Genomic DNA, 24994 nt, shown 5'->3' on the forward strand with positions numbered 1-24994 from the left:
TCGGTGCAGGTCAGCGGACCTGGACGGATGCGACCAGAGTGTTTAGGTCCGGCCAGAGCTTCTTGTTCGTCTCCGGCAGCACGACCCACAGCACCGAGGGGCGGACCCGCCCGGTGTCGACCACGAGGACCGCGTTCAGGTCCATCGTGGACGGCACCCCGCGTTTGTGGAAGTGGATCTCGCTGACCAGCAGCCAGGCGTCATGTCCGTCGACCTTGAGCGGCTGCGAGGCGACGTCGACCAGGATCGCCTGGTCGCGGGGGTACTCGTAGCGCCGCCGCTCGTCCATCACCGCGCCCGCCACGCCCCGCAGCTCCCCGGTGCCGCCGGCCGCGGCCATGATGTCCTCGTCGACCTGCGTGGACTTCACGAGTGCGCGCTGGCGCCCCTCCTGCTTGCGGGTGAAGCCGTCGAAGATCGGATCCAGCGTCTTGCTCCGGTCCCACGTGCCGCCCAGCTCCGCGTACTCCAGGGAGGAGTCCGTGACTGTGCCGATGACCGGCGAGCCCTCGCCCGGGTAGTCCTGCACCTTGACGGTCCCGGTGAGCCGCCGCTCCTCGGGCAGCGGGGAGGCGCCGGGGGTGAGAGTGGGCACGGGGATGCCCCGCTGCGGGGCGTCCGCGGTGCTGCCCGTGCAGGTGGCGGACGAGGAGTCCGGTGTGCTGTGCGCCTGCTGGACCACCTTGCCGCCGACCAGCACGGTGCACGTGAGAGTGCCCCCTTCCTGGTCCTCGCGGCTTCTGACGTCCAGATAGAAGTCGGCGCCCGCTGCCAGCTCGACGGTCTTGCGGTACGGCAGGATGACGACCCCGTGGGGCTCGTGGTTGCCGTTCGCCTCCCCGACGGTGAGGTTCACCGAGGGGTGGTCGCCCGTCGCGATGTAGGTGACCTCGACCCGCTGGGGTTCCTTGTCCGGGGCTGCCCCGTCGTCGCTCGGGTCGCCGACGGCCAGGGCCAGGCCCACCGCGCCGAGCGTGACCACCTCGAAGAGGATCACCAGGGCGCCGACCAGGTAGAACCCGCCCGGGATCCGGTCGAAGGTCTTCTTGCCGCGGCCGGAGTGGAACTCGCGTCTGGGCTGGGATGTCTGCGTCATGTCGTCCTCCCCCTCACGCCCGGCCGCTGTCGCCCGACCGGCGGTCGGCCGGCTCGTCGGCGAACCGCGTGGCCAGCAGCCCCGCCTCCCGCGCCTCGTCCAGAACCCGGTGCAGGTCCTGGAGCCGGGACCGGTCGGCGAGCCCCTCGATCTCGGCGACGGCCAGCTCGTCCCGCACCGTGTTCACCACCAGCTCGTGCATGTCCTCGCCGAGTTGCTCCAGCTCTCGTACGGCCTCCCACTCGCGGTACGCCGCGTCCGCCGCGCGGGTGTTCTCGGCGTACCGCTCCAGCGCCTCCACCCGCTCCTCCAACGCGCTCGACGACAGCCGCAGCGCATGCCGCTGAGTCCGCAGCACCTCCTCCACCCGCGAGCCGGAGGCGTCCCCGGCAGCGGTGCGCACCTTCCGCGCCAGCCGGGTCAGCTCGGCCAGGCGCTGGGCGATCTCGTACTGTTGGGCCGGCAGCGTCACGTCGTTGGCGATGTCGTCCAGCAGCCCGTCCCGGTCGACCTGCGACTGGAGTACCGCCGTCACGGCGGCCTGGGCGCGCTCCATCCGGCGCAGCGGCGAGTGGCCCAGCAGCTCGCGCAGGGAGTCGTCGCCGAAGTCCTCGGCCAGGTAGTAGCGGCCGTGGCGCAGCCGGGCCACCCGCTGCCGCTCGTCGGTCCCGCAGCCGAGGACGACGATCAGCAGCCAGGCCAGCAGGTGCACGCCCACGACGGTCAGGATGAACGCCTCGAACCCGAACTGGACCCCGACCCAGATCAGCCCCGCCTGCGCCGCGAGCCCGACGGCCAGGCCGGGCCACACGCCGATCAGCGCCCACAGGATCGTCACCGGCAGTAGCGCGCACACCGCGGAGACCCCCAGGGCCGTCCAGATGTCCGCCTTGGTACGGCCGCCCAGCCCCGGCTCCTCGGGCAGCGGCAGCGTGGCTGGGAAGAGTCCGTCGGCGGACTTCTCCAGCAGCGCGCGCTCCGCGTCCTCGAGGGCCGGATCCACCACCGGCCGCAGCGCAATGTCCTGCGCCATTCAGCAACACCCCCCACAGGTTGGGGAGATCGTGACACACGCCGGAGGGGCTGCCCACGCCACCCCTGTTCCCGGCCGGCGACCGAGACGGCGCGAACGCGAAGACAGACTGTCTTCCACTCTTGGCCTGATGCCGCTGAGGCCGACGGGGTGCGACGCGCAGCCAGAGGCGCCCCTGTCCGGTGGCCGACGCCCCCAGTCCTGCGCCCGGTGACCCCTGTCCGGGCGCTTGCAATTGCCACTTCACACGCTTCTGTGCATTCCCTTGAACGCAACTGGCGCGTGCACCACGCAAGCCTCGCGTTTTCATGAAGCGGGCTGTCCGACGGGTGGGCAGGTAGGTGGGGAAGTCTCTGACCAGCAAGAATGAGGATTTTCGAGGTCCCTGTTCCTGGCACCGCCGGAGGCACTTCTCAGGTGAGGAAGCGCATCGGGTCCTACCCACGCGTCCGCGTCGAGGGCGGTGGCCGTGGGGTGGGTGGTGTCCCAGGCCGGGCCGTGCTGCTGGTCGCGACGGTCCGCAAGACCGGGCTGGACCAGGCGATGTCGGCGACGCTTGCGCCATGGCGACGGCCGCGGACGGTGCACGATCCAGGCAAGGCCCTCCTGGACGTGGCCCTCGAGGTCGCGCTGGGCGGGGACTGCCTCGCGGATGTCGGGACGCCGCGGGCCGAGCCCGGCATGTTCGGGCCGGTGGCCTCCGACCCCACGGTCTCCCGGCTCGTCGACGCCCTCGCCACAGCCGGCGAAGACCCTGTCCGCGATCAGGACCGCTCGGGCCGGCGTGCGCGAGCACGTGTGGAAGCTGGCCGGCACTGCGGCGCCGGATGCCGCGTGGCAGGTGATCGTGGACCTGGACGGGGTGCTCGTGCTGGCTCGCTCCGAGAAGCAGGATGTCACCGCGACCTGGACGAAGACCTTCGGACACCGTCCTCTGACGGCCTTCGTCGACCACGGAAGCGGCGGGAGCGGGCGCCGGTGGCCGCCCTGCCCAGGCCGGGCAACGCGGGCAGCAACACCGCCACCGACCACATCACCACCACCCAACTCGCCCTGGCCCAAATGCCGAAGAAGCACCGGCGCGGACGCCGGACCCTGATCCGCACCGACTCCGGAGGCGGAACCCACGAGTTCGTCGCCTGGCTCGCCCAGCGCGGCCGGTGGCTGTCGTACTCGGTCGGCATTGACCATCACGGAGCAGATCCACCAGGCCGTGCAGATGGCGTGGTCTGCCGGTTCGCCTGCGGGGCCCTCTTTTTGCGGGCTCCGGCGGCGTGCTGGTGTACGCGCGCGATGGTGGAGGCCACCGAGACTGCCCAGTTGAGGTCTTCGTCGGTGTCGGCCTGTGCGACCAGCGCGGTGAACACCCGCTCGCAGGTGCCGTCGATGGCCCATGTCCGCAGCCGGTTGTAGCGGCAGTGCGCAGCGTGTCACCCGAGCGGTGGGAGGCGAGGACGTCAGCAATGGCCAGCCGGCGGCGACTGTGACAATCCCTGTTCGATCACCGGAGCACGGTGATAGACATCCGGCGTGGAAAAGAATCTTGAGTTCCCTGACCTGTTGCGACTGATCGATGAACGGTCGACCGCTTTCCGCGCCGTGGTCGCCGCCGCGCCCGGTCTCGACGCGCAGGTGCCGAGCTGCCCCGGGTGGACGCTGTTCGATCTGGTGAAGCACCTGGGTGGGGGAGACCGTTTCTGGGCCGCCATCGTCGGCGCGGGGTCTGCCGACGCTCCCCCGGCCGAGGCCGTGGCCGCGCGCGCCGCGCTGGAAGTGCCGCAGGAGCGTGAGGCCCTGCTGGCCTGGTTGGACGCGTCGACGCAGCTTCTGCTGGGCGCCCTGCGCGCGGCGGGACCGGAGAGCGGTTGCTGGACGTGGTGGCCCGCGTCGCAGTCACCGCAGACCGCCGGCGGCACCGCCCGGCACCGGGTCCAGGAGACCGCGGTGCACACCTATGACGCCCAGCTCGCCGGGGGCTCCCCGCAGCCGCTGCCGGTCGAGCTGGCACTCGACGGTGTGGAGGAGTTCCTGTTCACCGTCTGCGCAACGCCGAGTGCCTGGCCGCACAAGCCCACGGCCTTCGACTTCCACGCCGCCGAGGGCCGCTCCTGGCGCCTCACCGTCGACGGCGACGGCGCACGCATCACCCGTATCCCCGCGCCCACCGCCGCGGCCGGCGAAGACTCGGACGCAGCCGGCGCCGCCGTCCACGGCACGGCCAGTGAGCTGGTCCTCTACCTGTACGACCGGATCCAGGCCGACTCCTTGCACGTTGACGGAGACGCAGGGCTGCTCGACCTGCTCCGCGCCTGGGAGCCGGAGGAGAAGTAGGACGTAGCGGGGGTGGTTGGCCGCGCCTCGAGCCGGTAGGACACGACTCTTCGCCAGGTTCGTCGGTCGCGGCACCGGGCTCGAACCCGCGAGGCGGCCTCGGGGCGTCACCAAGCCGACCGTCCACCTGGATGGCAGTGCGAATTCGTGCGTCCCAGCGGTCACGAGAAGCGACGCGACTGCCGTCGTCCCGATCTCGTCGGGAAGTCAGTCGATCGGGTGACTGCGGTGGCTGCCGTGCATGAGAGCAGGGCCTCTTGGCAGCTCGAAGGGTGTCGATTCCAGCATCGTGAAGCGCAGCGACGACATGCGCGGCTTCGTCGTGCTGCCCAAGCGGTGGATCGACGAGCGGTTCTTGGGGTGTGACCGAGATACGCGCCAAAGGGGCAACGGGATGATCTTAAAGCCCTGAGCGCCCTCTGCCCGTCACCCATTCGGCTCAGTGTCGTTGGTGGTGATGTTGAGCGTCGTCTGGGGCCTGGGGTGGGTTGTGACATCGATTGAACGGACCGCGTGTCCGCGGTTCAAGCGGCTCATCACCGCGCATGAGCTGCACCTGTTCTTCTCCCCGCGCCGCGATGAGCTGGAGTGGGCGGCCGATGCCACGGACTGCGATGAGCATCTGCTGGCGCTGCTGCTGATGCTGAAGTCGTACCGGCGCATGGGGTGTTTCCCGGCGCTGGAGGACGTCCCAGAGATGGTGGTGGACTTCGTCCGGCGTGCGGTGGAGCTGCCGGAGGGCACGCTGCCGGTGTACCGGGCGGAGCGGACCGCCAAGCACCACCGGGGTCTGGTCCGCAAGCAGGCCGGCGTGACGTACGACCAAGCCAAGGCTCGGGGAATCGTCGAGCAGTCGATCCGCAAGGAGGCCGCGGCGAAGAACCGCCCGGCGGAACTGATCAACATCGCGCTGGAGAAGGTGGTGGAGGCCGGGCTGGAACTGCCCGGGTTCTCGACCTTCGACAAGATGGCCTCGAAAATCCGCACCGAGGTGAACGCCTCGATCTGCACGGGCATCCACGACCGCATGAGCGCCGCTCAGCGGGCGGGGCTCATGCGACTGCTGGAGGACCGCGACAGTGACGGGACGACGCTGTTCAACCGGCTGAAGAAGCCCGCCAAGGGCCCGACCTGGTCGCACTTCAAGAACCTGACCAAGCGTCTGGAATGGCTGGACGGGCTCGGCGACACCGACATGTGGATGGACGGAGTCGCCGCGGGGAAGGTCACCGACTTCGCCGGGGAGGCGGACGCGGCGGACGCTTCGGAGCTGCGGGACTTCGTCCCCGTCAAACGCATCGCGCTGGTCGCGGCCCTGACGCACAAGGCGCGGATGCGGGTGCGGGACGACCTGGCGACGATGTTCTGCAAGCGTGTGGCGACGAAGATCAAGAAGGCCAAGGCGGAGCTGGAGGAGATCCGGCTCGCCGAGCGGGAGATCGTCGAGTCCCTGATCGGGAACTACCGCACGGTGCTCAAGCACATCGACGAGGGCGGCCCGGCCCAGGAGGCGCTCACGAAGGCCGGGGCCATGACCGCCGAAGTCCGCCAGGCCCTGGACGGTTTGGACGAGGAGGCGCCGGTGGACGAGGTCGCGACGCGGCTGGAGGGCAGGGTCTCCCCGGCGGTCCTCGCCCTGGTGAAGGCTCAGGTGGTGCAGGCCGGCGGGTTCGGCGCGGTCACCCGCGCGGTGGACGGCTTCGGCGGGTTCGCGAAGCAGTACGAGCAGATCGAGAAGGTCTCCGCCCATCACGGCAACTTCTGGGAAGTGCTGCTGTACGGGCAGATCGGCCGGGACCGGGCGGTGATGTTCGACCTGGCCGACAACGACAAGCTGAAGTTCACCGCGACCAGCGAGGACAGCCGGGTGCTGGACGCCCTCGCGCACGCCCAGCGGCACCAGGCGGCCCGCGGCGAGTACATCACCGCCTTCAACGAGGAGGGCAAGGAGATCGACATCTCCTTCGCCACCCAGAACTGGCGCAAGGCCGTCCTCGACAAGACCCGGACCGGGCAGTTCGTGCGCAAGCACTTCGAGGCGATGGTCTTCACCGCGCTCGCCGAGGAACTGCGCACCGGCGACGTCGCGGTGGTCGGCTCGGAGGAGTACGCCGATTGGTCCGAGCAGCTGCTGGCCTGGGAGGTCGTCCAGGAGACGCTGGGGTCCTACCTGGTGGAGGTCGGCCTCGCCGCGGCGGGCGAGAGCGCCGAGTTCGACGCGAAGTTCTTCCGCCGGCAGCTGGAGGACAAGCTGCGAAACGCCGCCGCAGCGGCGGACGCCGGGTACCCGGAGAACGACGGCCTGGTCATCGACCCGGAGACAGGCATCCCGTCGCTGAAGGCATTCCGGGCTGACGGCCAGCGGCCCTCGGCGAAGCGGCTGGAGCAGGAGATCAAGGCCAGGATGCCGGAGCGTTCCCTGATGGGCATCGTGGCCCGGACCGCGTACTGGGTGGAGTGGTGGCGCCGTTTCGGCCCGCCGTCCGGCAACGAGCCCAAGCTCACCGACCCCTTGGGCCGCTACGTGATCGTCACGTTCGTCAAGGGCACCAACATGGGCCCGTACGAGGCCGCCCGGCACATCCCCGGCGTGAGCGGACACGAGCTGTCGTACGTCGCCAACAAGCACTTCTCGATCGTGCTGCTGAACGAGGCGGTCGCCGACCTGGTGAACGCGCACGCCCGCCTGGACATCTCACAGGCGTGGGGCGACGGGACCGCCGTCGCGGCGGACGGCACCCACATGGATACCTATCTCGACAACCTGCTCTCCGAGACGAGCGTGCGGTACGGCAAGCCGGGCGGCATTGCCTACCACCACGTCTCGGACACCTACATCGCGCTGTTCACCCACTTCATCCCGTGCGGTGTGTGGGAGGCCGTCTACATCATCGAGGGCCTGCTGAAGAACACCAGCGAGGTGCAGCCGACCACCGTGCACGCGGATACGCAGGGCCAGAGCTTCCCTGTCTTTGCGCTCGCCCACCTCCTGGGCTTCGACCTGATGCCCAGGATCAGAAACTGGAAGGAACTGACCTTCTACCGGCCCTCCAAGCAGAGCGAGTACGTACACATCGACGCCCTGTTCGGCGAGCCGGGCAAGAACGTCATCGACTTCGACCTGATCGAGTCCCAGTTCCGCCACCTGATGCGGGTGGCCGTCTCCGTACGCGAGGGCACCATCTCCTCCTCCACGCTGCTCAAGCGGCTCCGGTCGGGGTCGCGGAAGAACGCCACCTACGCGGCCTTCCGCGAGGTCGGCCGCGTGATCCGCACCGTCCAGCTCCTGCGCTACCTCTCGGACGCGCCGCTGCGCCGGCGGGTGACGGCGGCGACCAACAAGGTGGAGTCGTTCAACCGGTTCTCCCAGTGGATCGGCTTCGGCAACCGCGGCGTCATCGCCGATAACGACCCCATCGAGCAGGAGAAGGCGATGAAGTTCAACGCGCTGCTCACGAACGCGGTGATCTTCCACAACGCCCTGGACATCGCGGAGATCGTGCGGCAGCTGCTGGAGGAGGGGTGGGAGATCGACCCGGAAGACCTGGCGCACATCTCGCCGTACCTCACCGAACACATCAACCGGTTCGGTGAGTACAGCACCCACGAACTCGGCATCCAGCCCGACGCGTACGACCCGAAACTCGACGTCGACTTCACCCCGCTGCGCGAGCAGGACCTGACCGCCGCCGGTCTCGGTCAGGCTGCCTGACCGACCACGAATTGTCTCTTCTCAGTGAAGGCAGTTGCCACAGATGCCGCTGACCTGTGTGGACTTGATTGGCTGAGACAGCCGTCGCGTCCTGGGATGCCCCACTCGCCGGGGGACGCCCCGGCGGCAACGGCGAACAATTGCGCCGCGCCGGCCGAAAGCTCCCGAACGAAGCCAGCTGGCCCGCCCGGCCATCCAGCGTTCGGTGGCCGGGCGGGCCAGCGGCAGGCCATGCCGGCATCGGTGCGGCCCGCCGGGCCGTCTGTTGGTCGCCGCCGTGTACTTCAGGTTTGGTTTCCGATCCGGAACCTCAGCTGTTGGCCAGTGCGCGGTCGAGAAGGGGGAGCAGGCGCTCCCAGTGGCGCTGCAGCCCGACGGGGTTGAATGCGTCGGTGTCGGACATGGTGAACCCGTGGACGGTACCGGGGTAGATCTCGGAGGTGTAGTCGACCTTCGCGGCGTCCAGTGCCCGGTTGAGCTCGCCCAGGGCCTCGGGTGTCAGGTCGCTTTCGGCGTGGCCGAAGTGGACCTGGGCGGTGATCTCGGCGAGGGCGGCGGGCCCGTCCGCGCCCACGGGACCGTGGAATGCGGCGACAGCGGCCACCTGGCCGGGGTGAGCCGCTGCGGTGCGCATCGCCAGGAGGCCGCCTATGCAGTAGCCGGTCACCGCGACCGGCCCGGCGGCGACCTCGGGCTGGGTGGTTAGGAACCTGAGGTAGGCGTCGGCGTCACTCAGGACGCGTTCGGCGGTGTGCGCCTCGATCAACGGCATCAACTGGGCCATGATCGCGGGCCGGACCTCTTCTCCGATGTGCTCGGGAAGGCCGATCACCGGTGCCGGGCCGTGCCGGTAGAAGATGTTGGGGACAAGCACGTAGTACCCGTGCCCGGCCAGTTCGCGGGCCATCTCCCTCAGCACGGGCCGGATGCCGAAGCCGTCCGCGTACATCAGTACACCTGGGTGCTGCTCGCCGTTGTCGGGGAAGGCGGCGAAGGCGTCAGCCTGACCGTCCGTGGTGGGAATCTGCAGCGTCTTGATGGGCATGAATTCTCCTGTCGTGGTTGATGTGTAGAGCCTGTGATCAACACGACGGAGGCGGAGCCCGCGCAGCAGCGCAAGATTCTCGATCGAACAGCGGGCCCGCACCGGCCCGTACGGCGCTCAGAAGAGCGCCGGGTCACCAATCCGTGTGTGGCGCAATGCCGTCCCGGTAGTCATAGCCGCAGAGCATAGCCCACCGGGCAAAAGCCGACGCCGACACCGCAGTTCACAGCGCGGTCCAGCTATGACTCGAAGCCGACATGCTGCCCAGAAGAGGGGATGGTGGCGCGTTCCGATGCCTGCCGCAGTAAATGCCGGATTTACTGCGGCGGAGCCCCTACCGTGATCATCGCGACCTGCGGCGGACCAATCCGGCCGCCGAGGTGAGGTGTACGCATTTACTGCGGCAGCACCGGGAGGGCGGAGCGGGCATGACGATCGAACCGGTGACCGAACTCGGGAGCGGGGGCGCGTTGCGGTTGCCGCGCGCCCGCGTCGTGCCCATGTCCGCCCCGCCCGCGTCGTACACCGCGGCGGTCGAGCGCTACCTCACCGGCGCGGGCATTGCGAAGTCCTCCGCGCGGATCTACCGGATCTCGCTGACGACGTGGGGGTGGATGCTCACAGGTGAACCGGCGCCGACCGGACCCGCCCGCCGGGGCGCGAAGCCGCCCGTCTTCCCCGTCGCCGCGATCGATGACCCGGTACTGCCCGAGGTGCTGGCCGAGCTGGCGGCGGCGCGGGCAGACGAGATGGACGCCGACACCGTCAACCGGGAGTTGTCCAACGCGCGCAAGGCGATCGGCTGGTGGCAGCGCCAGGGTTGGATCGAGTGCGATCCGACGATCGGCATCGAGCGGCGGCCGGCTCCGCCGGACCGCACCAAGGCTCTCGCGGAGAATCAGATCGCTGCCCTGTGGCGCCTCGACGTCGCGCTGCGGGAGAAGACGCAGTGGAAGATGCTCTACGAGTCCGCCGCACGGGCCGACGAGGTGCTGTGCCTGAACGTGGAAGACCTGTACCCGCAGGACAAGCGGGGGAAGATCACCGCCAAGGGCGGGGCGATCGAGTGGATTCACTGGCAGTCCGGCACCGCCCAGCTCCTGCCCCGCCTCATCGCCCGCCGCACCCGCGGCCCGCTGTTCCTCACTGACCTCAAGGCGCCGGCCGGAACACCGACGCTCGACGTGTGCCCGGAGACCGGCCGGGCCCGGCTCTCCTACCGCCGCGCTGAGGAGATCTTCGAGGAGAACACGCGGCTGCTGGCCAACCCCCTCGCCTCACCCGACGACATCGAGGATCTCGACGGCTGGACGCTTCACCGGCTACGTCACAGTGCCCTCACGCACGACGCGGAAGGCGGCACCTCCACCCCGATGCTGCTGGCCCGCTCTCGCCACGCCTCCGTCCGCTCCCTGGAGCGATACGCACGGCCCGGTGTCGACTCGGTCGCTCGGCACGTCGCCGAACGCGACCCCGCTGCACGTCGCCGCACGTAGATCCGAGCGGATCAGGGCTTCAAGATCATCCCATTGCCCCTTTGGCGCGTATCTCGGTCACACCCCTTCTTCGCCCACCTGATGAGAAGTCGCCGTCTCGTCTGCGACTTCGAGCGTTCCATCGTCAGCGCGGAGGCCATGGTCTACTGGTCGACGACGATGCTCATGACCCGCCGCGTCGCCCGGCCACGTCCTTCGCGAGCGTGAATCGGCCAGCTGCCGGCTCAATCAGCCAGCCACGCGCCGTCAGCCGCTTGGCCTTCGATCGCAGTGCCTCCACCTTCCGGTCTACGGCCGTGATCATGGAGGACCGGGACGCCGCGAGGGCTGTAGCTGACCGGAGCGTCCAGCGGACGAGTGATCTTGACGGACTGTCCCAGTGAAACGTCGGCCAGGGCCGGCGCGGCCGCCCACAGACTGGCCGCTCCAGACAGTGACCGACAGGTGAGGGGCGTCAGCCTGCCCCGACGGGCAGGGGCCCCACGCGGGTCTCCAGCCAGGCAGGCAGGTCCAGGAGCCGGACCCCTTCCTGCTCGTCGGGGTCGGTCCGCGCGACCAGGCACACCATGTCCTCGGTGCCGGTGTTCACGGGCATGTGCGGGGTGTCTGCGGGGATGTGGATGTAGTCGCCCGCGCGCAGCACCACGTGTTCGGTCAAGTCCTGGCCGTGCCACACCTCTACCTGGCCGGACTGGATGAAGATGGCCGACTCGTGACCCTCGTGCAGGTGAGGGCGGCCCCGGCTGCCAGCGGGCATGACCAGCCGGTGCAGACACAGCCGCTCAGCCCCCGCGGACTGCGCACTGATCCCTGCCCCGAACGTCCCGCCCTGGACCCCTTGGTAGCGCCCGGTCCGAACCACGGTGCACTGCTTCTGATCTGTCATGAGCGCAGTACAGCAGCGCGAACGCGGCGTTCGAGCAGTTCACGCCAGCCTTCCTGCACTCGGGACAGCGCCGGTTTTCAGCACGACCCGACCGCGAGACCTCGACGCGCGGACTGGGCAGCGATGCGGTCTCGCTCGCGCTCAGTGGGGGCGACGAGGGTGATTCAACCTCTGTCCGGAAAGTCATGGGAGCCAGAGTCGGAGGCAGGCCAGGGTGACCATGGCCTGGTAGCGGCGGGCTCGTTCGTCGTCGCGGGTGGCCAGGGCTCGGCTCTGCTTGAGTCGGCTGAAGCAGCGTTCGATCAAGCCCTGCGGGTGCGCACCAGGTCGATCACCAGAGCGTCGGTGCAGTTCCCTCGGAGGCGGTCCGGTCGAAGAGCTCACCTCGTTCCGGCCGGTCCGGCGGAGACCTTAGGCTCTAGGCATGGTGGGTATGCAGCAGGACGGAGCCGCACGAGGGCCAGGGCGCCCGCGCGAGGAGCGGGTCACGGGGGCCGTCCTGACCGCGGTCGTGGACCTTGTCACCGAGCAGGGGATCGGGGCGGTCACGATGGACGCCGTCGCGTCCCGCGCCGGGGTGAGCAAGCCGGCCATGTATCGGCGGTGGCCCACCAAGCAGGATCTGATCATCGCCGCTGCCGAGAGCCGTCTCGGCGTCCTGTCCGTGCCTGATCTGGGCGACTTCCGCGCCGAGCTCCGCCTTGTCCTCACCGCTCGCCTGGAGGCGTATCGGCTACCGGGGTCGGACCGGCTGATCGCGGGCCTGATCGGGGCGGCGGCCGAGACGGGCGCGGGACGGGGCCAGTACGCGGAGTACACCGAGCGGATCACTGGGGAGACGAGGCGCATCCTCGAACGGGGGATGGCTCGCGGTGACGTGGACCCGGACACCGACGTCCGGGCCGCGACCACTCTGGTGGCCGCTCCGCTGCTCTTCCGGCTGATCGGTGAGCAGGAGATGCCCGACGCACGCTTCGTGGAGACGCTGGTCGAGCTCGTGGCCCGAGCTGTGGCCCCGACCGGCTGACGCCTGGCACCAGCGGCTTTCCCACGCCTCATTTTTTCGTGCCGCCAAGTCCTTGCCTCACCACACCCCAATAACGATACTTCCGGTAACGATTTTCCCGGCCGTTACGGAGGACTCTCATGGACAGCGCCGTCACCACCCCCGCCCCCGCGCTCGACAAGCCGTTGATGCACTACGGCAAGCGCACGCTCGACCGCATCGCGCCGGACATGGCCCAGCCCGACTACCGGCTCCTGGACATCTGCCCGCTCACCCCGCACATCGGCGCCGAGATCGAGGGCGTCGACCTCTCGCTCCCGATCGACGAAGACGTCGCGGAGGAGATCCGGCAGGCGCTGCTGGAGTGGAAGGTGCTCTTCTTCCGCGACCAGCACGGCTTCGACCCGCAGTCCCAGCTCGCGTTCTCCGCACTGTGGGGCGAGCCGGAGGCCAACCCGTTCTTCCCCAAGGGCGACACCGCCGGAGTGTCCCGGCTGGCCAAGGACGCCATGGCCATGGGAACCGAGAACATCTGGCACAGCGACCACTCGTTCATGGCCGCGCCGGCACTCGGCTCCGTCCTCCGCGCCGTCGAGGTCCCGTCCGCCGGCGGCGACACCATGTGGGCGGACATGGCGGCCGCCTACGACAACCTCACCGAGTCCATGAAGGACCGCATCGAAGAGCTCACCGCGGTGCACGACTGGGTGCCCAGCTGGGGTTCGCTGATGACCGAGGCCCAGCTCGCCGCGCACCGTGCGAACCTGCCGGCCGTCGAGCACCCCGTGGTCGTCCGCCACCCGCGTACCGGCCGCAAGCTGCTCTACGTCAACGAGCCCTTCACCACCCGCATCGTCGGCCTGTCGGACGTGGAGAGCCGCGAACTGCTGGGCGAGCTCGTCCTCCAGGCCCGGATCCCCGAGTACCAGGTGCGCTTCCGCTGGCAGCCGGGCTCCGTCGCGATCTGGGACAACATCGCCACCCAGCACTACGCGATCAACGACTACTTCCCGCAGCGCCGTGTCATGGAGCGCATCGCCATCGCCGGCGTCCGCCTCTCCTGAACCAGCCTCCCCGGCCCCTCCTCCCCTCCCCATCCAGTCTTCGCGGAGCCCCTGTGACCGACACCGACGTCGCACCCGCCGTGCCCGCCGACCCCCCGAACGCGCCGATCAGAACGAGCCGCCGCGCCTGGATCGTCACGGCGCTACTCGTGGTCTTCATGATGATCAATTTCGCCGACAAGTCCGTGCTCGGTCTGGCCGCGGACGAGATCCGAGAAGACCTCGGCCTGTCGGCATCGGCCTTCGGACTCGCCAGCAGCGCCTTCTTCCTGCTGTTCTCGATCTCCGGTGCCGCGGTGGGGCTGCTCGCCGACCGCGTACGGCCGAAGTGGCTGCTGCTGATCATGGCCGTTCTGTGGTCCGTCTCCCAGGCGCCACTGGCGATCGGAGGGGGGCTCGCGGTGCTCATCGCCTCTCGTGTTCTCCTCGGCGCCGCCGAGGGGCCCGCCTACCCGGTCGCCCAGCAGACGACCCTGTCCTGGTTCCCCAACCACCGGCGCAACCTGCCCGGGGCGCTGGTCGTCCTGGGGATCACGCTGGGCGTCCTGGTCGCCGCTCCCGTGCTCACGTGGCTGATCAACCATCACGGCTGGCGCTCGGCCGTCGCCGCGGTGGCGCTGGTCGGCGTGGTGTGGACGCTGCTGTGGATTCCCTTCGGCGGAGAAGGGCCGTACGCGAACACGTCGGACAACGACGCCCCGGCCGAGGCGGCCTGCGACGACGGGCCGGGGACCGGCAAGGGGGCCGGGGCCGGTGCCGCGGGCCAGGCACAGCCCCGGATGCCATACCGCCGGATCCTTGCGACCCGCACCTGGATCGGTGTCACGATCGGCTACTTCAGCACCTACTGGGTGATCGCCTTCGCCCTGGTGTGGCTCCCCTCCTACCTCCGTGACGGCCTCGGCTACTCCTCGGCCGCGTCCACACAGCTACTGATGCTGTTCTGGGGTCTGAGCGGAATCCTGGTGCTCGGGCAGGCGGGCCTGACCGGATGGATGCTGCGCCGCGGAATCGCGAGCCGGTGGGCCCGCGGTGGGGTCGGCGGCGTCCTTCTGCTCGTCTCCGGTGCTTCCTGTCTGGCCCTGCCCGTGGTCCCTGCCGGTGCCGTGACGGTGGTCCTGCTGGTCGGCTCGTTCGGCCTCTCCGGAGCGATGGGCGGCATCGCCGCCACCACCATCATGGAACTTGCTCCTGCCCATCGTCGCGGCGGCGCCCTGGGCATGATGAATGCCGTGGTGACCACCGCCGGCCTGATCGCTCCGACGCTGATCGGCAGCCTCGTGGACACCCATGGCGCGGGGGGCTACGAGTACGCGGTCCTGATCACCGGTGCCTTGCTCCTGGTGGGCGGAACCGCCGCCGTCACGCTGATCAACCCCGACCGCGACGCCCGCCTGCTCTCCGTGTGACGACACGTACGGGCCCGCCCCTCGCGCAACGCACGGGGCAGGCCCCGCCCTTCCGACCTCCGCCCTTCCGACCTTCCCACCTTCCGACCTTCCGACCTTCCGACCTTCCGACCTTCCGACAGGGACGACGTTGAACACCAGCGCCCTCGACACCTCCTTCCTCGACCGCACCGTGGCCGACGTACGCGGCAACGCCGAGTCCTGGTCCACCACCCCGCTCACCGAACGCATCGCCCTCCTGGAGCGGTTGCAGCCGCGCGTCGTCGCACGCGCGGCCGAGATCGCCGCCGCGGGTTCCCGGGCGAAGGGCTATGAACCGGACTCCCCCTGGGCGGCGGAAGACTGGACGGGCGGCCCCTGGGCACTGGTCCAGAACGCCTCGGCGCTTCTGCACGTCCTGCGCCGGATCGCAGCGGGCAGGGATCCGCTGGACGCCAAGGCCGTCCACGAGGAGAACGGCCGCACCCGCGTGGACGTCTTCCCCGCCACCGGCTGGGACACCCTGCTGCTCAACGGATTCTCCGCCCAGGTATGGATGCGCCCCGGCGTCACCGCGGAGCAGGCGCGGGCGTGCGCCGCGGGCGAGTACCGGGGCAAGCAGGGGGCCCCGGCCGTCGCCCTGGTGCTCGGCGCCGGCAACGTCGCCGCCATCACCGCGCTGGACATCCTGCACAAGCTCTACGCCGAGGGCCAGGTCGTCATCGCCAAGATGAACCCGGTCAATGCCTATCTGCGCCCGCACTTCGAGTACGTCTTCGCCGAGTTCGTCGAACGGGGCTGGCTGGGTTTCGTCGACGGCGGCGCGGCCGAAGGCGCCTATCTCACCCGTCACGACGGCATCGACACCATCCACGTCACCGGCAGCGACCGCACCCACGACGCCATCGTCTGGGGGACCGACGAGGGCGCGGAGCAACGCCGCCGTGACGACCTCCCGCTGATCGCCAAGCCCTTCAGCAGCGAACTGGGCGGCGTCAGCCCGTGCATCGTGGCGCCGGGCCCGTGGAGCGAAGCCGACTTCCGCTTCCAGGCCGAGCACATCGTCACCAGCAAGATGAACAACTCCGGCCACAACTGCATCGCCAGCCAGATCCTGGTCCTGCCGAGGGACTGGGACGGCACCGAAAGGCTCCTGGACGAAATCCGGCGCGTACTGCGTGAACTGGCCCCACGCACCGACTATTACCCCGGCGCCGCAGGCCGTCTCGCCGCGGTACGGGAGGCCCACCCACAGGCGGAGACGCACGGCGCCGACTGCCGGCTGCTCGTCCCCGACATCACCGACCACCGCGACGACGTCCTCATCACCGACGAGGTCTTCGGCAGCGCCCTGGGCGTCGTACGCCTGCCCGGCGGGACGCCGGGAGAATTCCTGCGCCACGCCGTCGACTTGGCCAACGACACCCTGCCCGGCACCCGCGGCGCCACGCTGATCGTCCACCCGAAGACCGAGAAGACCCACCGGGAGGCGGTGCGCACCGCCATCGCCGATCTGCGCTACGGCACACTGGGCGTCAACTGCTGGTCAGGCGTCGGCTTTCTCCTCGGCTTCACCCCGTGGGGCGCGTTCCCCGGCCACACCCGCCAGGACATCGGTAGCGGCATCGGCTTCGTGCACAACACGTTCATGCTCGAGGACATCGAGAAGACCGTGCTGCGCGCCCCGTTCACACCTGCTCCCCGGGGCCTGGTCACGGGCGACCCGTCGCTGTCCCCGCGCCCGCCCTACTTCGTCACCCACCGCACGGCACTGACCACGGTGGAGCGTCTCATCCGCTTCACGGCGGCGCCGAGCCTGACGAAACTGCCCGCGCTCTTCGCCGCCGCGCTGCGGGGCTGACCCCGACCGCCCTCGGTCCTTCCGGCCTCGTATCCGCCGCTCATGGCCCCGCGCCGAAGCATCCCCAACGGAGACCTCATGCTCAATCTCGCCGTCCTGCTGGAGAACAGCGCCCGCACCGTGCCCGACCGCACGGCAGTCGTGCTGGGCACCCAGCGGCTCACCTACGCCGAGCTGGACACGGCCGCCCGCCAGGTGGCCGACCTGCTGTACTCGCGCGGCATCCGGCCCGGTGACAAGGTCGCGCTGTCCTGCCCGAATCTCCCGTGGTTCCCGATCGTCTACTACGGCATCCTCAAGGCCGGCGCGGTGGTCGTCCCCCTCAACGTGCTGCTCAAGGGCCGGGAGATCGCGTACCACCTGGCCGACTCCGAGGCGAAGGCCTACTTCTGCTTCCAGGGCACCGCGGACCTCCCGATGGGGCAGGAGGGCTGGGCCGGCTTCGGTGAGACCCCCGGCTGCGAGGACTTCTTCCTGATGACCGCCGCCCCCTCCGAGGTCTCCCCGATCGCGGGCGCCGAGACCCTGACCGCGGCACTGGCCGGACGGAGTGCGGACTTCGAGACGGTCGCCACCGAGTCCGGTGACACCGCGGTCATCCTGTACACCTCCGGCACCACGGGCCGCCCCAAGGGCGCGGAGCTCACCCACTCCAATGTGATGCTCAACGTCCTCACCTGCCACAAGCTGTTCGGCGAGATCGAGCACGACGTCCACCTGATCACCCTGCCGCTCTTCCACTCCTTCGGCCAGGTCGTCCAGATGAACGCCGGCATCGCCTCCCGGGCGACGCTCGTGCTGCTGCCCCGCTTCGACGCCCGCTCGGCCCTCGCCCTGATGCAGCGTCATGCCGTCACGTTCTTCGCGGGCGTTCCCACGATGTACTGGGCGCTGCTCGAAGAGGAGGCGCCCGACGTCGACCTGTCGCTGATCGCGAAGAACCTGAGGATGGCCGGGTCGGGAGCCTCGGCACTGCCGGTCGAGATCCACCGCCGGTTCAGCGAGCGTTTCGGGGTCACCATCATGGAGGGGTACGGCCTCTCGGAGACCAGCCCGGCGGCCACCTTCGTGCCGCCCGGCGAGGAGGTGCGTCCCGGGTCCATCGGGCGCCCCGTCTGGGGTGTCGAGGTGGACCTGGTCGACAAGGACTGGACACCGCTCCAGGGCGCCGACGCCATCGGCGAGATCGTCGTCCGCGGGCACAACGTCATGAAGGGCTACTACAACCGGCCCGAGGCGACCGCCGAGGTGATGCGCAACGGCTGGTTCCGCACCGGTGACCTCGCCCGCCGCGACGCCGACGGATGGTTCTACATCGTCGACCGCGCCAAGGACATGATCATCCGCGGTGGGTTCAACGTGTACCCGCGCGAGATCGAGGAGGTGCTGCTCACCCATCCCGCCGTGAGCATGGCGGCCGTCATCGGTGTGCCGCACGACCGCCACGGCGAGGAGATCAAGGCCTGCGTGGTCCGCGTCCCAGGCTCGACACACACCGAGGAGGAGCTCATCGACTGGTGCCGGGACGAGATGGCCGGCTACAAGTACCCCCGCCTCGTGGAGTTCTGCGACGTCCTGCCCATGAACGCCACCGGCAAGATCCTCAAGCGCGAGCTGAGGGAGGCGCAGGACGGCGCGATCGACCCGACTCGATGAGAGTTCGGGCTTCGGCCACACGTGCGGTGTCGCGTGGCCGGCTCGGTCGACGGTGAGAGTCCGCACTCGGCCGCGGATGACATTCTGGGCGTCCTGGCCATCCGTCTGGCAGAGGCCGGAGATGGTTCGGCTTTGCGGGGCGTGATGAAGGTACGCAGGCTCTTGCCCTCACCCCCACCACTCAGCAGGTGGCTCCGCCGTTGGAAGGGTATCGCCGTACGCGTCGAGGCCCGCGTCCTCGGCCCCACCGCGCGGTGGCGGACGCCGAGCAGGGTGAGCTCGTGGCCGTGCTCGCTCTCCAGGCGGCAACCACCGTCGGCAGAGCGCGCCGTTCCGCCGGCTCTGCCCCTGGTCCACGCACGATCACGCCACGAGAAGCGTCTCAGTCGTCGAGCCATGGGCCTCGGGTGATCTGTTTGTGAAGTCGCTCGTCGAGGCAGCTCAGGTGGGCCCAGACGAACTGCGTGCTCCGTTCGCCGGGCCGCGTGATCTCCAACGTGACGCCATCACCGCAAGGGCCGACGTCCGTGGTTTCCATGCAGAACGCGCAGCTCACTCGCTCCTCGATGCTCATCGGGTGAATGTAGCCCGAGGCGGGCGGAGTGAGTTCGGTGGAGGGCATGGACTGGAGCTGCCGCAGAGCATCGACCTGCCGGCCTTCGACGACCGCTTCCTTCTCCTCCCATGCCTCCAACCCATCCGCCGGAGCCCGCGTACGTGCGCGGCCTAAGCGCCTGCGTCCGCCCAGAGGTCCATCGGCACGCACCCCTGGCTTCGGCCGTCGGGTCCCACCATGCGGCCCATGCGCTTGACCCAGCGCAGGGTGACGGCCCGGTTGAGGACGCGCAAGTCCGGGACGGTCTCGGCGAGGCGGGCTTCGTAGCGAGCGATGTCGTTGGTTCCGTGGGCCCACACCGCGGCGAGCAGATTGGCCTCGGTGGCCGTGGACGCGGACAGTCGGGTGTCGCGCAAGGACGCCAGTTCCTCCGCGGCTCTGGCGAGTTCGGCGGGAGGGACACTCATCCACACGGTGAAGCTGGTGTGCCAGCCGGTGTGCGGTTGAGCGGCCTCGCAGCGCAACACCGCCCTGCCGCTGCCCAGGACCCCGGCCAGCATGCGCCGCACCGTCGCCTCGGGCCGACCGAGCTCGGTGGCGAGCGAGACGAGGGAGCGGCGCCCGTCGGGAGCGAGCGCGAGGATCAGACGGCGTTCCTCCGGGGTGATGGGACCGGGGTCGGGTCGAGGCCCGGCCCCGGAGCCGGGCAGGCCACGCTGCTGGTCTCGGGAGAGCGAGTCGAACCGCCACTGACTGGCCTCGCGGTGCAGGTGCTGCACGAGGTGGGTGCGGGTACCCGTCACGCTGGGACTCTTGCCGAGGGCGAGGACGTAGTCGGCCATCGCGACCCTGTGACGGGTGGCGACGGTCAGCAGCAGGTCGCTGGAGCCGGCCACCATCTCCACGCTGAGCGCCTGTGGATGCCGGGCGCAATCGGCGGCGAGGGCCTCACGGTCCTGCGGCAGACAGCTGACTTCGATCAACGCCAGTGCTCCGTAAGCCACTTGGGACGCGCCGGTGTAGCAGGTGACCCACGCCGTCCCTGAATCCCGGAGTCTGGCCCAGCGTCGCGAGAGGGTGGCCGCGTCCACACCCAGAGGGCCGGCGAGCTGGGACCAGGGAGCGCGGGGCGCCACCTGGAGGGCGGTGATGAGCTCCAGGTCGAGTTCATCCAGTGTTGAACCGAGGGCGGTCGCGGTCGTCGCCCAAGGCGCGCTTGTTGCGCATTCCCGCATCAGGTCCACCTCCGGACACGGATTCTTGCAATTCCGGGGTGTCGCCGGAAGGGGGCTGATCCTGTAGCCCACCTCACATCGCCTCCTCCTTCCCCGGAGTCACGTCATGCACCGTCCCCGTTTCCTCAGCGGCGCCATCGCGGTCGCCGCCGCCTCCCTCCTCACCTCCGCCTGTACGACCGGATCCGGTTCCTCCGCCGACGGCGGCGGTGCGGGCGGCGCCCAGGGCGGGGCAACCGTCAGGCTCGCTCTCACGTCGGACGTGACGACGTTCGATCCGATCAGGCAGCAGGCGGCGAGCGACTACGTCGTGGGTCGCCTGATGTACGAGACGCTGGTCGGCCAGGACGACGGCGGTGCCATCGTGCCCCGGCTCGCCGGGACGTGGGAGCAGACACCGATCGGCGTGACGTTCACCCTGAAGAAGGGGGTGACCTGCTCGGACGGCAAGCCGCTGACCGCGTCGCAGGTCGCCGCCTCGCTCACCCGGTACCGGACGATCTCGGCGGGAGCCGCGATGACCTTCGGTCCGGGCAACACCGGCGCCGGGACCACGATCACCGGCGACGACAAGGCCGGCACCGTCAGCATCGAACTGGCCGCGCCGTGGGGCGAGCTCCTTCCGGGCCTGGCGAACAGCACCACCGGTGTCGTCTGCTCTCCGGGTCTCACCGCCGGGGACCGGCTCGGCACAGGCGCCGTGGCGGGTGCGGGCACCGGTCCGTACGAGCTGGTGGGGGCCGAGCGCGGATCGGCGTACGAGCTGAAACTCCGAAAGGGGTACGACGCCTGGCCTCAGTACGCGGCGATGCCCGCAGGCAGGCCGGCAGGCACCCTGAGGGTGTCGGTCGTGAGGAACGAGTCGACGCTCGCCAACCAGCTCCAGACGGGGGCCGTCGACTTCGGGGCGTTCACCGGACCCGACGCGGCCCGCTTCGGCAAGGGAGGCTTCAGGGTCGAGGCGGCTCCCCTCATCCGCAACTTCGTCGCCTTCAACCAGCGCGAGGGCCATCCGGGCGCCGACCCCAAGATCCGCAGAGCGGTGGCGCAGGCCATCGACGCGAACGCGTTCAACAAGGTCTTCGGCGGCACGGGCCAGGTCATGACCTCGTACGTGGATGCCAAGGCGCCCTGTGTCTCCACCGACCCCTCCCTCCTCACGAAGACGGACCCGGCCGCCGCGAAGGAGACCCTCGAAGGCGTCAAGATCAAGCTGGTCGGCTCCAACGCCGTCGGCCAGGGCGCCGGCAACACCTACGTCCAGGAGGCCCTGCGCGCCGCCGGCGCGGACGTGCAGCTCACGAATGCCGACAACGGCACCTGGGCCACGCAGGTCATGGGCAACCAGGGCGACTGGGACCTCACGGTCTTCCCGATGATCTACGGACAACTGGCGCGCGGCGGCGTCCACTTCATCGGCGACGAACCGGCCGACGGCCGCAACTTCGGTGCCGTCGACAACAAGGCGTTCCTCGCGGGGTACGGCGCGGCGACCACCACCGTCGACCAGAAGGCCAAGTGCGCCGCATGGCAGAAGGCCCAGAAAGCCCTCCTGCAGGCGGGCGACGTGGTGCCGCTCGCCACCGTCAACGTCCACTACGTCTTCCGTGAGGGCGTCTCGGCCACCATCCCGGCAGGCGCCTTCGACCCCGTCACGCTGCGGATCGCCGAGTGACCGCGGCACCGGTGCACGCCCCCGTACCCGGGGCCCGGAAAGGCACGGGTCCGCGGCGGCCCGCGCCCCGCCGAGGCCTCGCCCTCGGCCCGTGGGGCACCTTCCTGCTGCGGAGACTGGCCGGTCTCGTCGCCGTGGCCACCACGCTGGTCGTCGTCACGTTCCTGATCGTCCAGCTCATCCCCGGCGACCCGGCCCGCGTGCTCGCCGGCGCCGACGCCTCCCCCGCGGACATCGAGCGGCTGCGCGGCCAACTGGGACTCGATCAGACCCTGTCCGCACGGTTCGCGGACCATACGGGCGGACTCCTCCACGGCGATCTCGGCCTGTCGTTCCAGACGCGTGAACCGGTCGCCGACATCATCGCCACCCGGCTGCCCTTCACCGCCGAACTCGCCCTCCTCGCCGTCCTGGTGGTGCTCCTCGTCGCCGTACCGCTGGGTCTGGCGATCGCCGTGCGCGGAAGCCGCCGTACGGACAGCGCCTTCACGTTCACCACGTCGCTGGTGGGGGCGACCCCCGAGTACGTCATCGGCACCCTCCTGGTGCTCGTCCTCGCGGTCGCCCTGGGCGCATTCCCCGCTGCCGGCGCCGACACCCTGGCGTCCCTGGTCCTGCCCGTGGCGGCTATCGCCTTGCCCGGATGCTGTGTGATGGCGCGCATCGTGCGCCGCGAGGCCGCCTCCGTCCTCGCCCAGGACTACATGCGTACCGCGCGCGGACGCCGGCTGCCGCCGCTCACGCTGTACACCAGGCACGCCCTCCCCAACCTGCTCACCGCCGCACTGACCCTCGGCGGACTCATCCTCGCCTCCCTGCTCGGCGGCACCGTGATCGTCGAGTCCGTCTTCGCCTGGCCAGGCATGGGCCAGCGCGTCGTCGAGGCGATCCTGGCCCGCGACTACCCGGTCATCCAGGGATGCGTGCTCGTTCTCGGCCTGCTCGCGGCCCTCCTCAACCTCGTGGTCGACATGGTGCTCGCTCTGCTCGACCCACGCACTCTGGCCGGAAAGGGTGGTCACTGATGCGTACGGCATCCCCGAGCCCCACAACCCCGCGCTCCCCGCGCCGGAACCCGGCCCTGTGGACCGGGGTGGCCGGCCTGGCCCTGATCGCCGTGCTGGGGGTGGTCGGTCCCCTGGTCTGGACCGACGCGGCAACCGCCCTGTCCGGTGCCGCCCGTGAGGGCGTGAGCGCCGAGCACTGGCTCGGCACCGACGCCCTCGGCCGCGACGTCCTCGCCCGCACCCTCGTCGCCACCCGGCTCACCCTGCTGATGACCCTGGCCGCCACCGCGATCGCGGGCGCCGCAGGCATCCTGCTCGGCACGGTGGTGTGGGTCGCGGGGCCGCGGGTACGCGAGTTCGGGCTCCGTCTCATCGACGTGACGGTGTCCTATCCCGCACTGATCCTGGCGCTGGTCGTCTCGGCCGTTCTCGGCGCGGGCCCGACGGCGGCCGTCGTCTCGATCGGCCTCGGCGGCTGCCCGGCCTTCGCCCGGCTCACTGCCAACTTGGCGGCCTCGGTGGCCCAGCGGGACTTCGTGTCGACGGCGCGGCTGATGGGCGTACCGCCCCACCGGATACTGGCGCGGCACCTGCTGCCGAACATCGCGGGTCCCCTGCTCGTCCTGCTGTCCGTGGCGTTCGCCCAGGTCCTGACCGCCCTGTCCGGGCTGTCTTTCCTGGGGCTCGGTGTGCAGTCACCGGAGTACGACTGGGGCGCGCTGCTGAGTACCGGACTGGAGACGCTGTACACCAACCCGGCGGAGGCGATCGGCCCCGCCGTCGCGATCACGGTGACGGGTGTCCTCGCCTCCTTCGTGGGCGACGGGCTCGCCGCCGGGTCCGACCCCCGCGGCGGCCTGGTGACCAAGGCGGCCGCGCGGCCCGCCGAGCGCCCCGAACCGTCCGGGCGAGCACCGGAGAACGCACTGCTCACCGTGGACGGACTGAGCGTCGAACGTCCCGACGGGACCCGGCTCGTGGACGGAGTCTCCTTCCACGTCATGCCCGGTGAGATCGTCGGCCTGGTCGGCGAGTCCGGCTCCGGCAAGTCCCTCACCGCGATGGCGGTGGCCCGGTTGCTGCCGGACGGACTCACCTCCCACGCCGCCCGTCTCCTCCTGGACGACCTGGACCTGGACGCGCGCCGCGTCGACGCGGCGCGCCTGGCCACCGAGGTCGGCATCGTCTTCCAGGACCCGTCGGCGTCCTTCAATCCGGCCCTGCGCGTCGGCGGCCAGCTCACCGAGGTGCTCCGCACCCACCAGGGGGTGAGCAGGGTACAGGCGCGTGCCAAGGCGATCGAGGCGCTGGGGAAGGTGCGCATCCTGAACCCGGAGGCGGTGGCACGGCGGTACCCGCACGAACTGTCCGGCGGAATGCGGCAGCGCGCGATGATCGCCTCCGCCGTCCTGCCGGGCCCGAAGCTGATCGTGGCCGACGAGCCGACCACGGCGCTCGACGTGACGGTGCAGGCCGAAGTCCTGGACCTGCTGCGCGAGACCAACCGACGCCGTGGCACCGGCATGCTGTTCATCTCCCACGACATCGGCGTCGTGAGCACCCTGTGCCACCGGATCGTCGTGATGTACGCCGGCCGGGTGGTGGAGGAGCTCTCGGCACGCGATCTGCGGCTCGGGCAGGCCCGACACCCCTACACCAAGGCCCTGTTCGCAGCCGCCCCCCGCCTCGCCGACCACGGGGACGACGCCCTGGACGAGGCAGCCGGGCCCCCGGCGCTCGCCAGTATCGCGGGTCGCCCCCCGACCGCGGCCGAGCGCCCGGCGGGCTGCGCGTTCGCCGCACGCTGCCCCCTCGTCCACCAGAGATGCACCCATGAACGCCCGGTGCCGATCGACGGCGTGGCCTGCCATGCCGTCGCGTCCAGCCCCTTGGCCGCGACCACGCGGGACGACGCGTGACCGCCGTGCCCCACGCCCCTGGAGGTGA

General features: G+C 70.1%; 18 protein-coding genes and 4 pseudogenes. 14 read left to right on the top strand and 8 right to left on the bottom strand.

What is annotated here, in order from left to right; genetic code table 11:
- Positions 1-10: 10 nt before the first annotated feature.
- Together ACIP8Z_RS33570 and ACIP8Z_RS33575 are read right to left on the bottom strand one after the other, a co-directional pair.
- Positions 11-1096, bottom strand: a complete 1086-nt coding sequence (locus tag ACIP8Z_RS33570; protein ID WP_402090149.1) for a hypothetical protein — start codon at positions 1094-1096, stop codon at positions 11-13.
- Between the two features lie 13 nt (positions 1097-1109).
- A complete protein-coding gene (locus ACIP8Z_RS33575; protein WP_402090151.1) occupies positions 1110-2129 on the bottom strand; it encodes a hypothetical protein in 1020 nt (339 codons plus the stop codon).
- A gap of 417 nt (positions 2130-2546) precedes the next feature.
- On the opposite strand from ACIP8Z_RS33575, the pseudogene ACIP8Z_RS33580 reads away from it, so the two are divergent.
- The 4 genes and pseudogenes from ACIP8Z_RS33580 to ACIP8Z_RS33595 all read left to right on the top strand — a co-directional run.
- Positions 2547-3363, top strand: a pseudogene (locus ACIP8Z_RS33580) (transposase); the annotation flags it as partial.
- Between the two features lie 296 nt (positions 3364-3659).
- Positions 3660-4460 (top strand): maleylpyruvate isomerase family mycothiol-dependent enzyme, encoded by an 801-nt coding sequence (locus ACIP8Z_RS33585; RefSeq protein ID WP_402090153.1) that lies wholly within the window; start codon positions 3660-3662, stop codon positions 4458-4460.
- Positions 4461-4746: 286 nt separating this feature from the next.
- Positions 4747-4839, top strand: a pseudogene (locus ACIP8Z_RS33590) (IS5/IS1182 family transposase); the annotation flags it as partial.
- Positions 4840-4950: 111 nt separating this feature from the next.
- A complete protein-coding gene (locus tag ACIP8Z_RS33595) occupies positions 4951-8172 on the top strand; it encodes a Tn3 family transposase (protein WP_402090155.1) in 3222 nt (1073 codons plus the stop codon).
- Between the two features lie 310 nt (positions 8173-8482).
- Here ACIP8Z_RS33595 and ACIP8Z_RS33600 read toward each other — a convergent pair whose 3' ends face one another.
- Positions 8483-9217, bottom strand: a complete 735-nt coding sequence (locus ACIP8Z_RS33600; RefSeq protein ID WP_402090157.1) for a dienelactone hydrolase family protein — start codon at positions 9215-9217, stop codon at positions 8483-8485.
- A 428-nt stretch (positions 9218-9645) separates the two neighbouring features.
- Here ACIP8Z_RS33600 and ACIP8Z_RS33605 point away from each other — a divergent pair, with 428 nt between their 5' ends.
- Entirely contained in the window at positions 9646-10713 is a 1068-nt protein-coding gene (locus tag ACIP8Z_RS33605) for a tyrosine-type recombinase/integrase (RefSeq protein ID WP_402090159.1), read from the top strand.
- A gap of 81 nt (positions 10714-10794) precedes the next feature.
- Complete coding sequence (locus ACIP8Z_RS33610) at positions 10795-10920, top strand: hypothetical protein (protein WP_402090388.1); 126 nt, start codon at positions 10795-10797, stop codon at positions 10918-10920.
- 247 nt (positions 10921-11167) lie between these two features.
- Here the strand turns inward: ACIP8Z_RS33610 and ACIP8Z_RS33615 are convergent, their stop codons facing one another.
- Together ACIP8Z_RS33615 and ACIP8Z_RS33620 are read right to left on the bottom strand one after the other, a co-directional pair.
- Positions 11168-11599, bottom strand: coding sequence for a cupin domain-containing protein (locus ACIP8Z_RS33615; RefSeq protein WP_402090161.1), 432 nt, complete (start codon positions 11597-11599; stop codon positions 11168-11170).
- Positions 11600-11782: 183 nt separating this feature from the next.
- Positions 11783-11902 (bottom strand): annotated as a pseudogene (locus tag ACIP8Z_RS33620) (IS5/IS1182 family transposase); the annotation flags it as partial.
- Positions 11903-12023: 121 nt separating this feature from the next.
- Here ACIP8Z_RS33620 and ACIP8Z_RS33625 point away from each other — a divergent pair.
- The 5 genes from ACIP8Z_RS33625 (at position 12024) to ACIP8Z_RS33645 (ending at position 18574) form a co-directional block, all read left to right on the top strand.
- On the top strand, positions 12024-12626 hold the full coding sequence (locus tag ACIP8Z_RS33625) for a TetR/AcrR family transcriptional regulator (RefSeq protein WP_402090163.1): 603 nt from the start codon (positions 12024-12026) through the stop codon (positions 12624-12626).
- A gap of 119 nt (positions 12627-12745) precedes the next feature.
- Positions 12746-13669: a TauD/TfdA dioxygenase family protein gene (locus tag ACIP8Z_RS33630; RefSeq protein ID WP_402090165.1), complete on the top strand. Its 924-nt coding sequence runs from the start codon at positions 12746-12748 to the stop codon at positions 13667-13669.
- 53 nt (positions 13670-13722) lie between these two features.
- On the top strand, positions 13723-15078 hold the full coding sequence (locus ACIP8Z_RS33635; RefSeq protein ID WP_402090167.1) for an MFS transporter: 1356 nt from the start codon (positions 13723-13725) through the stop codon (positions 15076-15078).
- A 130-nt stretch (positions 15079-15208) separates the two neighbouring features.
- The gene (locus ACIP8Z_RS33640) at positions 15209-16918 is read left to right on the top strand and encodes an aldehyde dehydrogenase family protein (RefSeq protein WP_402090169.1); all 1710 of its coding nucleotides are present in this window, start codon (positions 15209-15211) and stop codon (positions 16916-16918) included.
- Positions 16919-16996: 78 nt separating this feature from the next.
- On the top strand, positions 16997-18574 hold the full coding sequence (locus ACIP8Z_RS33645) for a long-chain fatty acid--CoA ligase (RefSeq protein ID WP_402090171.1): 1578 nt from the start codon (positions 16997-16999) through the stop codon (positions 18572-18574).
- A gap of 382 nt (positions 18575-18956) precedes the next feature.
- Here the strand turns inward: ACIP8Z_RS33645 and ACIP8Z_RS33650 are convergent, their stop codons facing one another.
- The 3 genes and pseudogenes from ACIP8Z_RS33650 to ACIP8Z_RS33660 all read right to left on the bottom strand — a co-directional run.
- Positions 18957-19148 (bottom strand): hypothetical protein, encoded by a 192-nt coding sequence (locus tag ACIP8Z_RS33650; RefSeq protein WP_402090173.1) that lies wholly within the window; start codon positions 19146-19148, stop codon positions 18957-18959.
- A gap of 152 nt (positions 19149-19300) precedes the next feature.
- Entirely contained in the window at positions 19301-20113 is an 813-nt protein-coding gene (locus tag ACIP8Z_RS33655) for an Lrp/AsnC ligand binding domain-containing protein (RefSeq protein ID WP_402090377.1), read from the bottom strand.
- Positions 20114-20191: 78 nt separating this feature from the next.
- Positions 20192-20365: pseudogene (locus ACIP8Z_RS33660) on the bottom strand (AsnC family transcriptional regulator); the annotation flags it as partial.
- A gap of 106 nt (positions 20366-20471) precedes the next feature.
- Between ACIP8Z_RS33660 and ACIP8Z_RS33665 the strand changes: the two are divergent.
- From ACIP8Z_RS33665 to ACIP8Z_RS33675, 3 genes are read left to right on the top strand one after another with little or no spacing between them, the layout of a single operon-like run.
- Complete coding sequence (locus ACIP8Z_RS33665) at positions 20472-22040, top strand: ABC transporter substrate-binding protein (RefSeq protein ID WP_402090175.1); 1569 nt, start codon at positions 20472-20474, stop codon at positions 22038-22040.
- Positions 22037-23065: an ABC transporter permease gene (locus tag ACIP8Z_RS33670; RefSeq protein ID WP_402090177.1), complete on the top strand. Its 1029-nt coding sequence runs from the start codon at positions 22037-22039 to the stop codon at positions 23063-23065. Before ACIP8Z_RS33665 ends, ACIP8Z_RS33670 begins: the two co-directional genes overlap by 4 nt.
- Complete coding sequence (locus ACIP8Z_RS33675) at positions 23065-24966, top strand: dipeptide/oligopeptide/nickel ABC transporter permease/ATP-binding protein (RefSeq protein ID WP_402090179.1); 1902 nt, start codon at positions 23065-23067, stop codon at positions 24964-24966. Before ACIP8Z_RS33670 ends, ACIP8Z_RS33675 begins: the two co-directional genes overlap by 1 nt.
- Positions 24967-24994: the final 28 nt, after the last annotated feature.

The organism is Streptomyces sp. NPDC088553 (genome assembly GCF_044752965.1).
Lineage (GTDB): Bacteria > Actinomycetota > Actinomycetes > Streptomycetales > Streptomycetaceae > Streptomyces.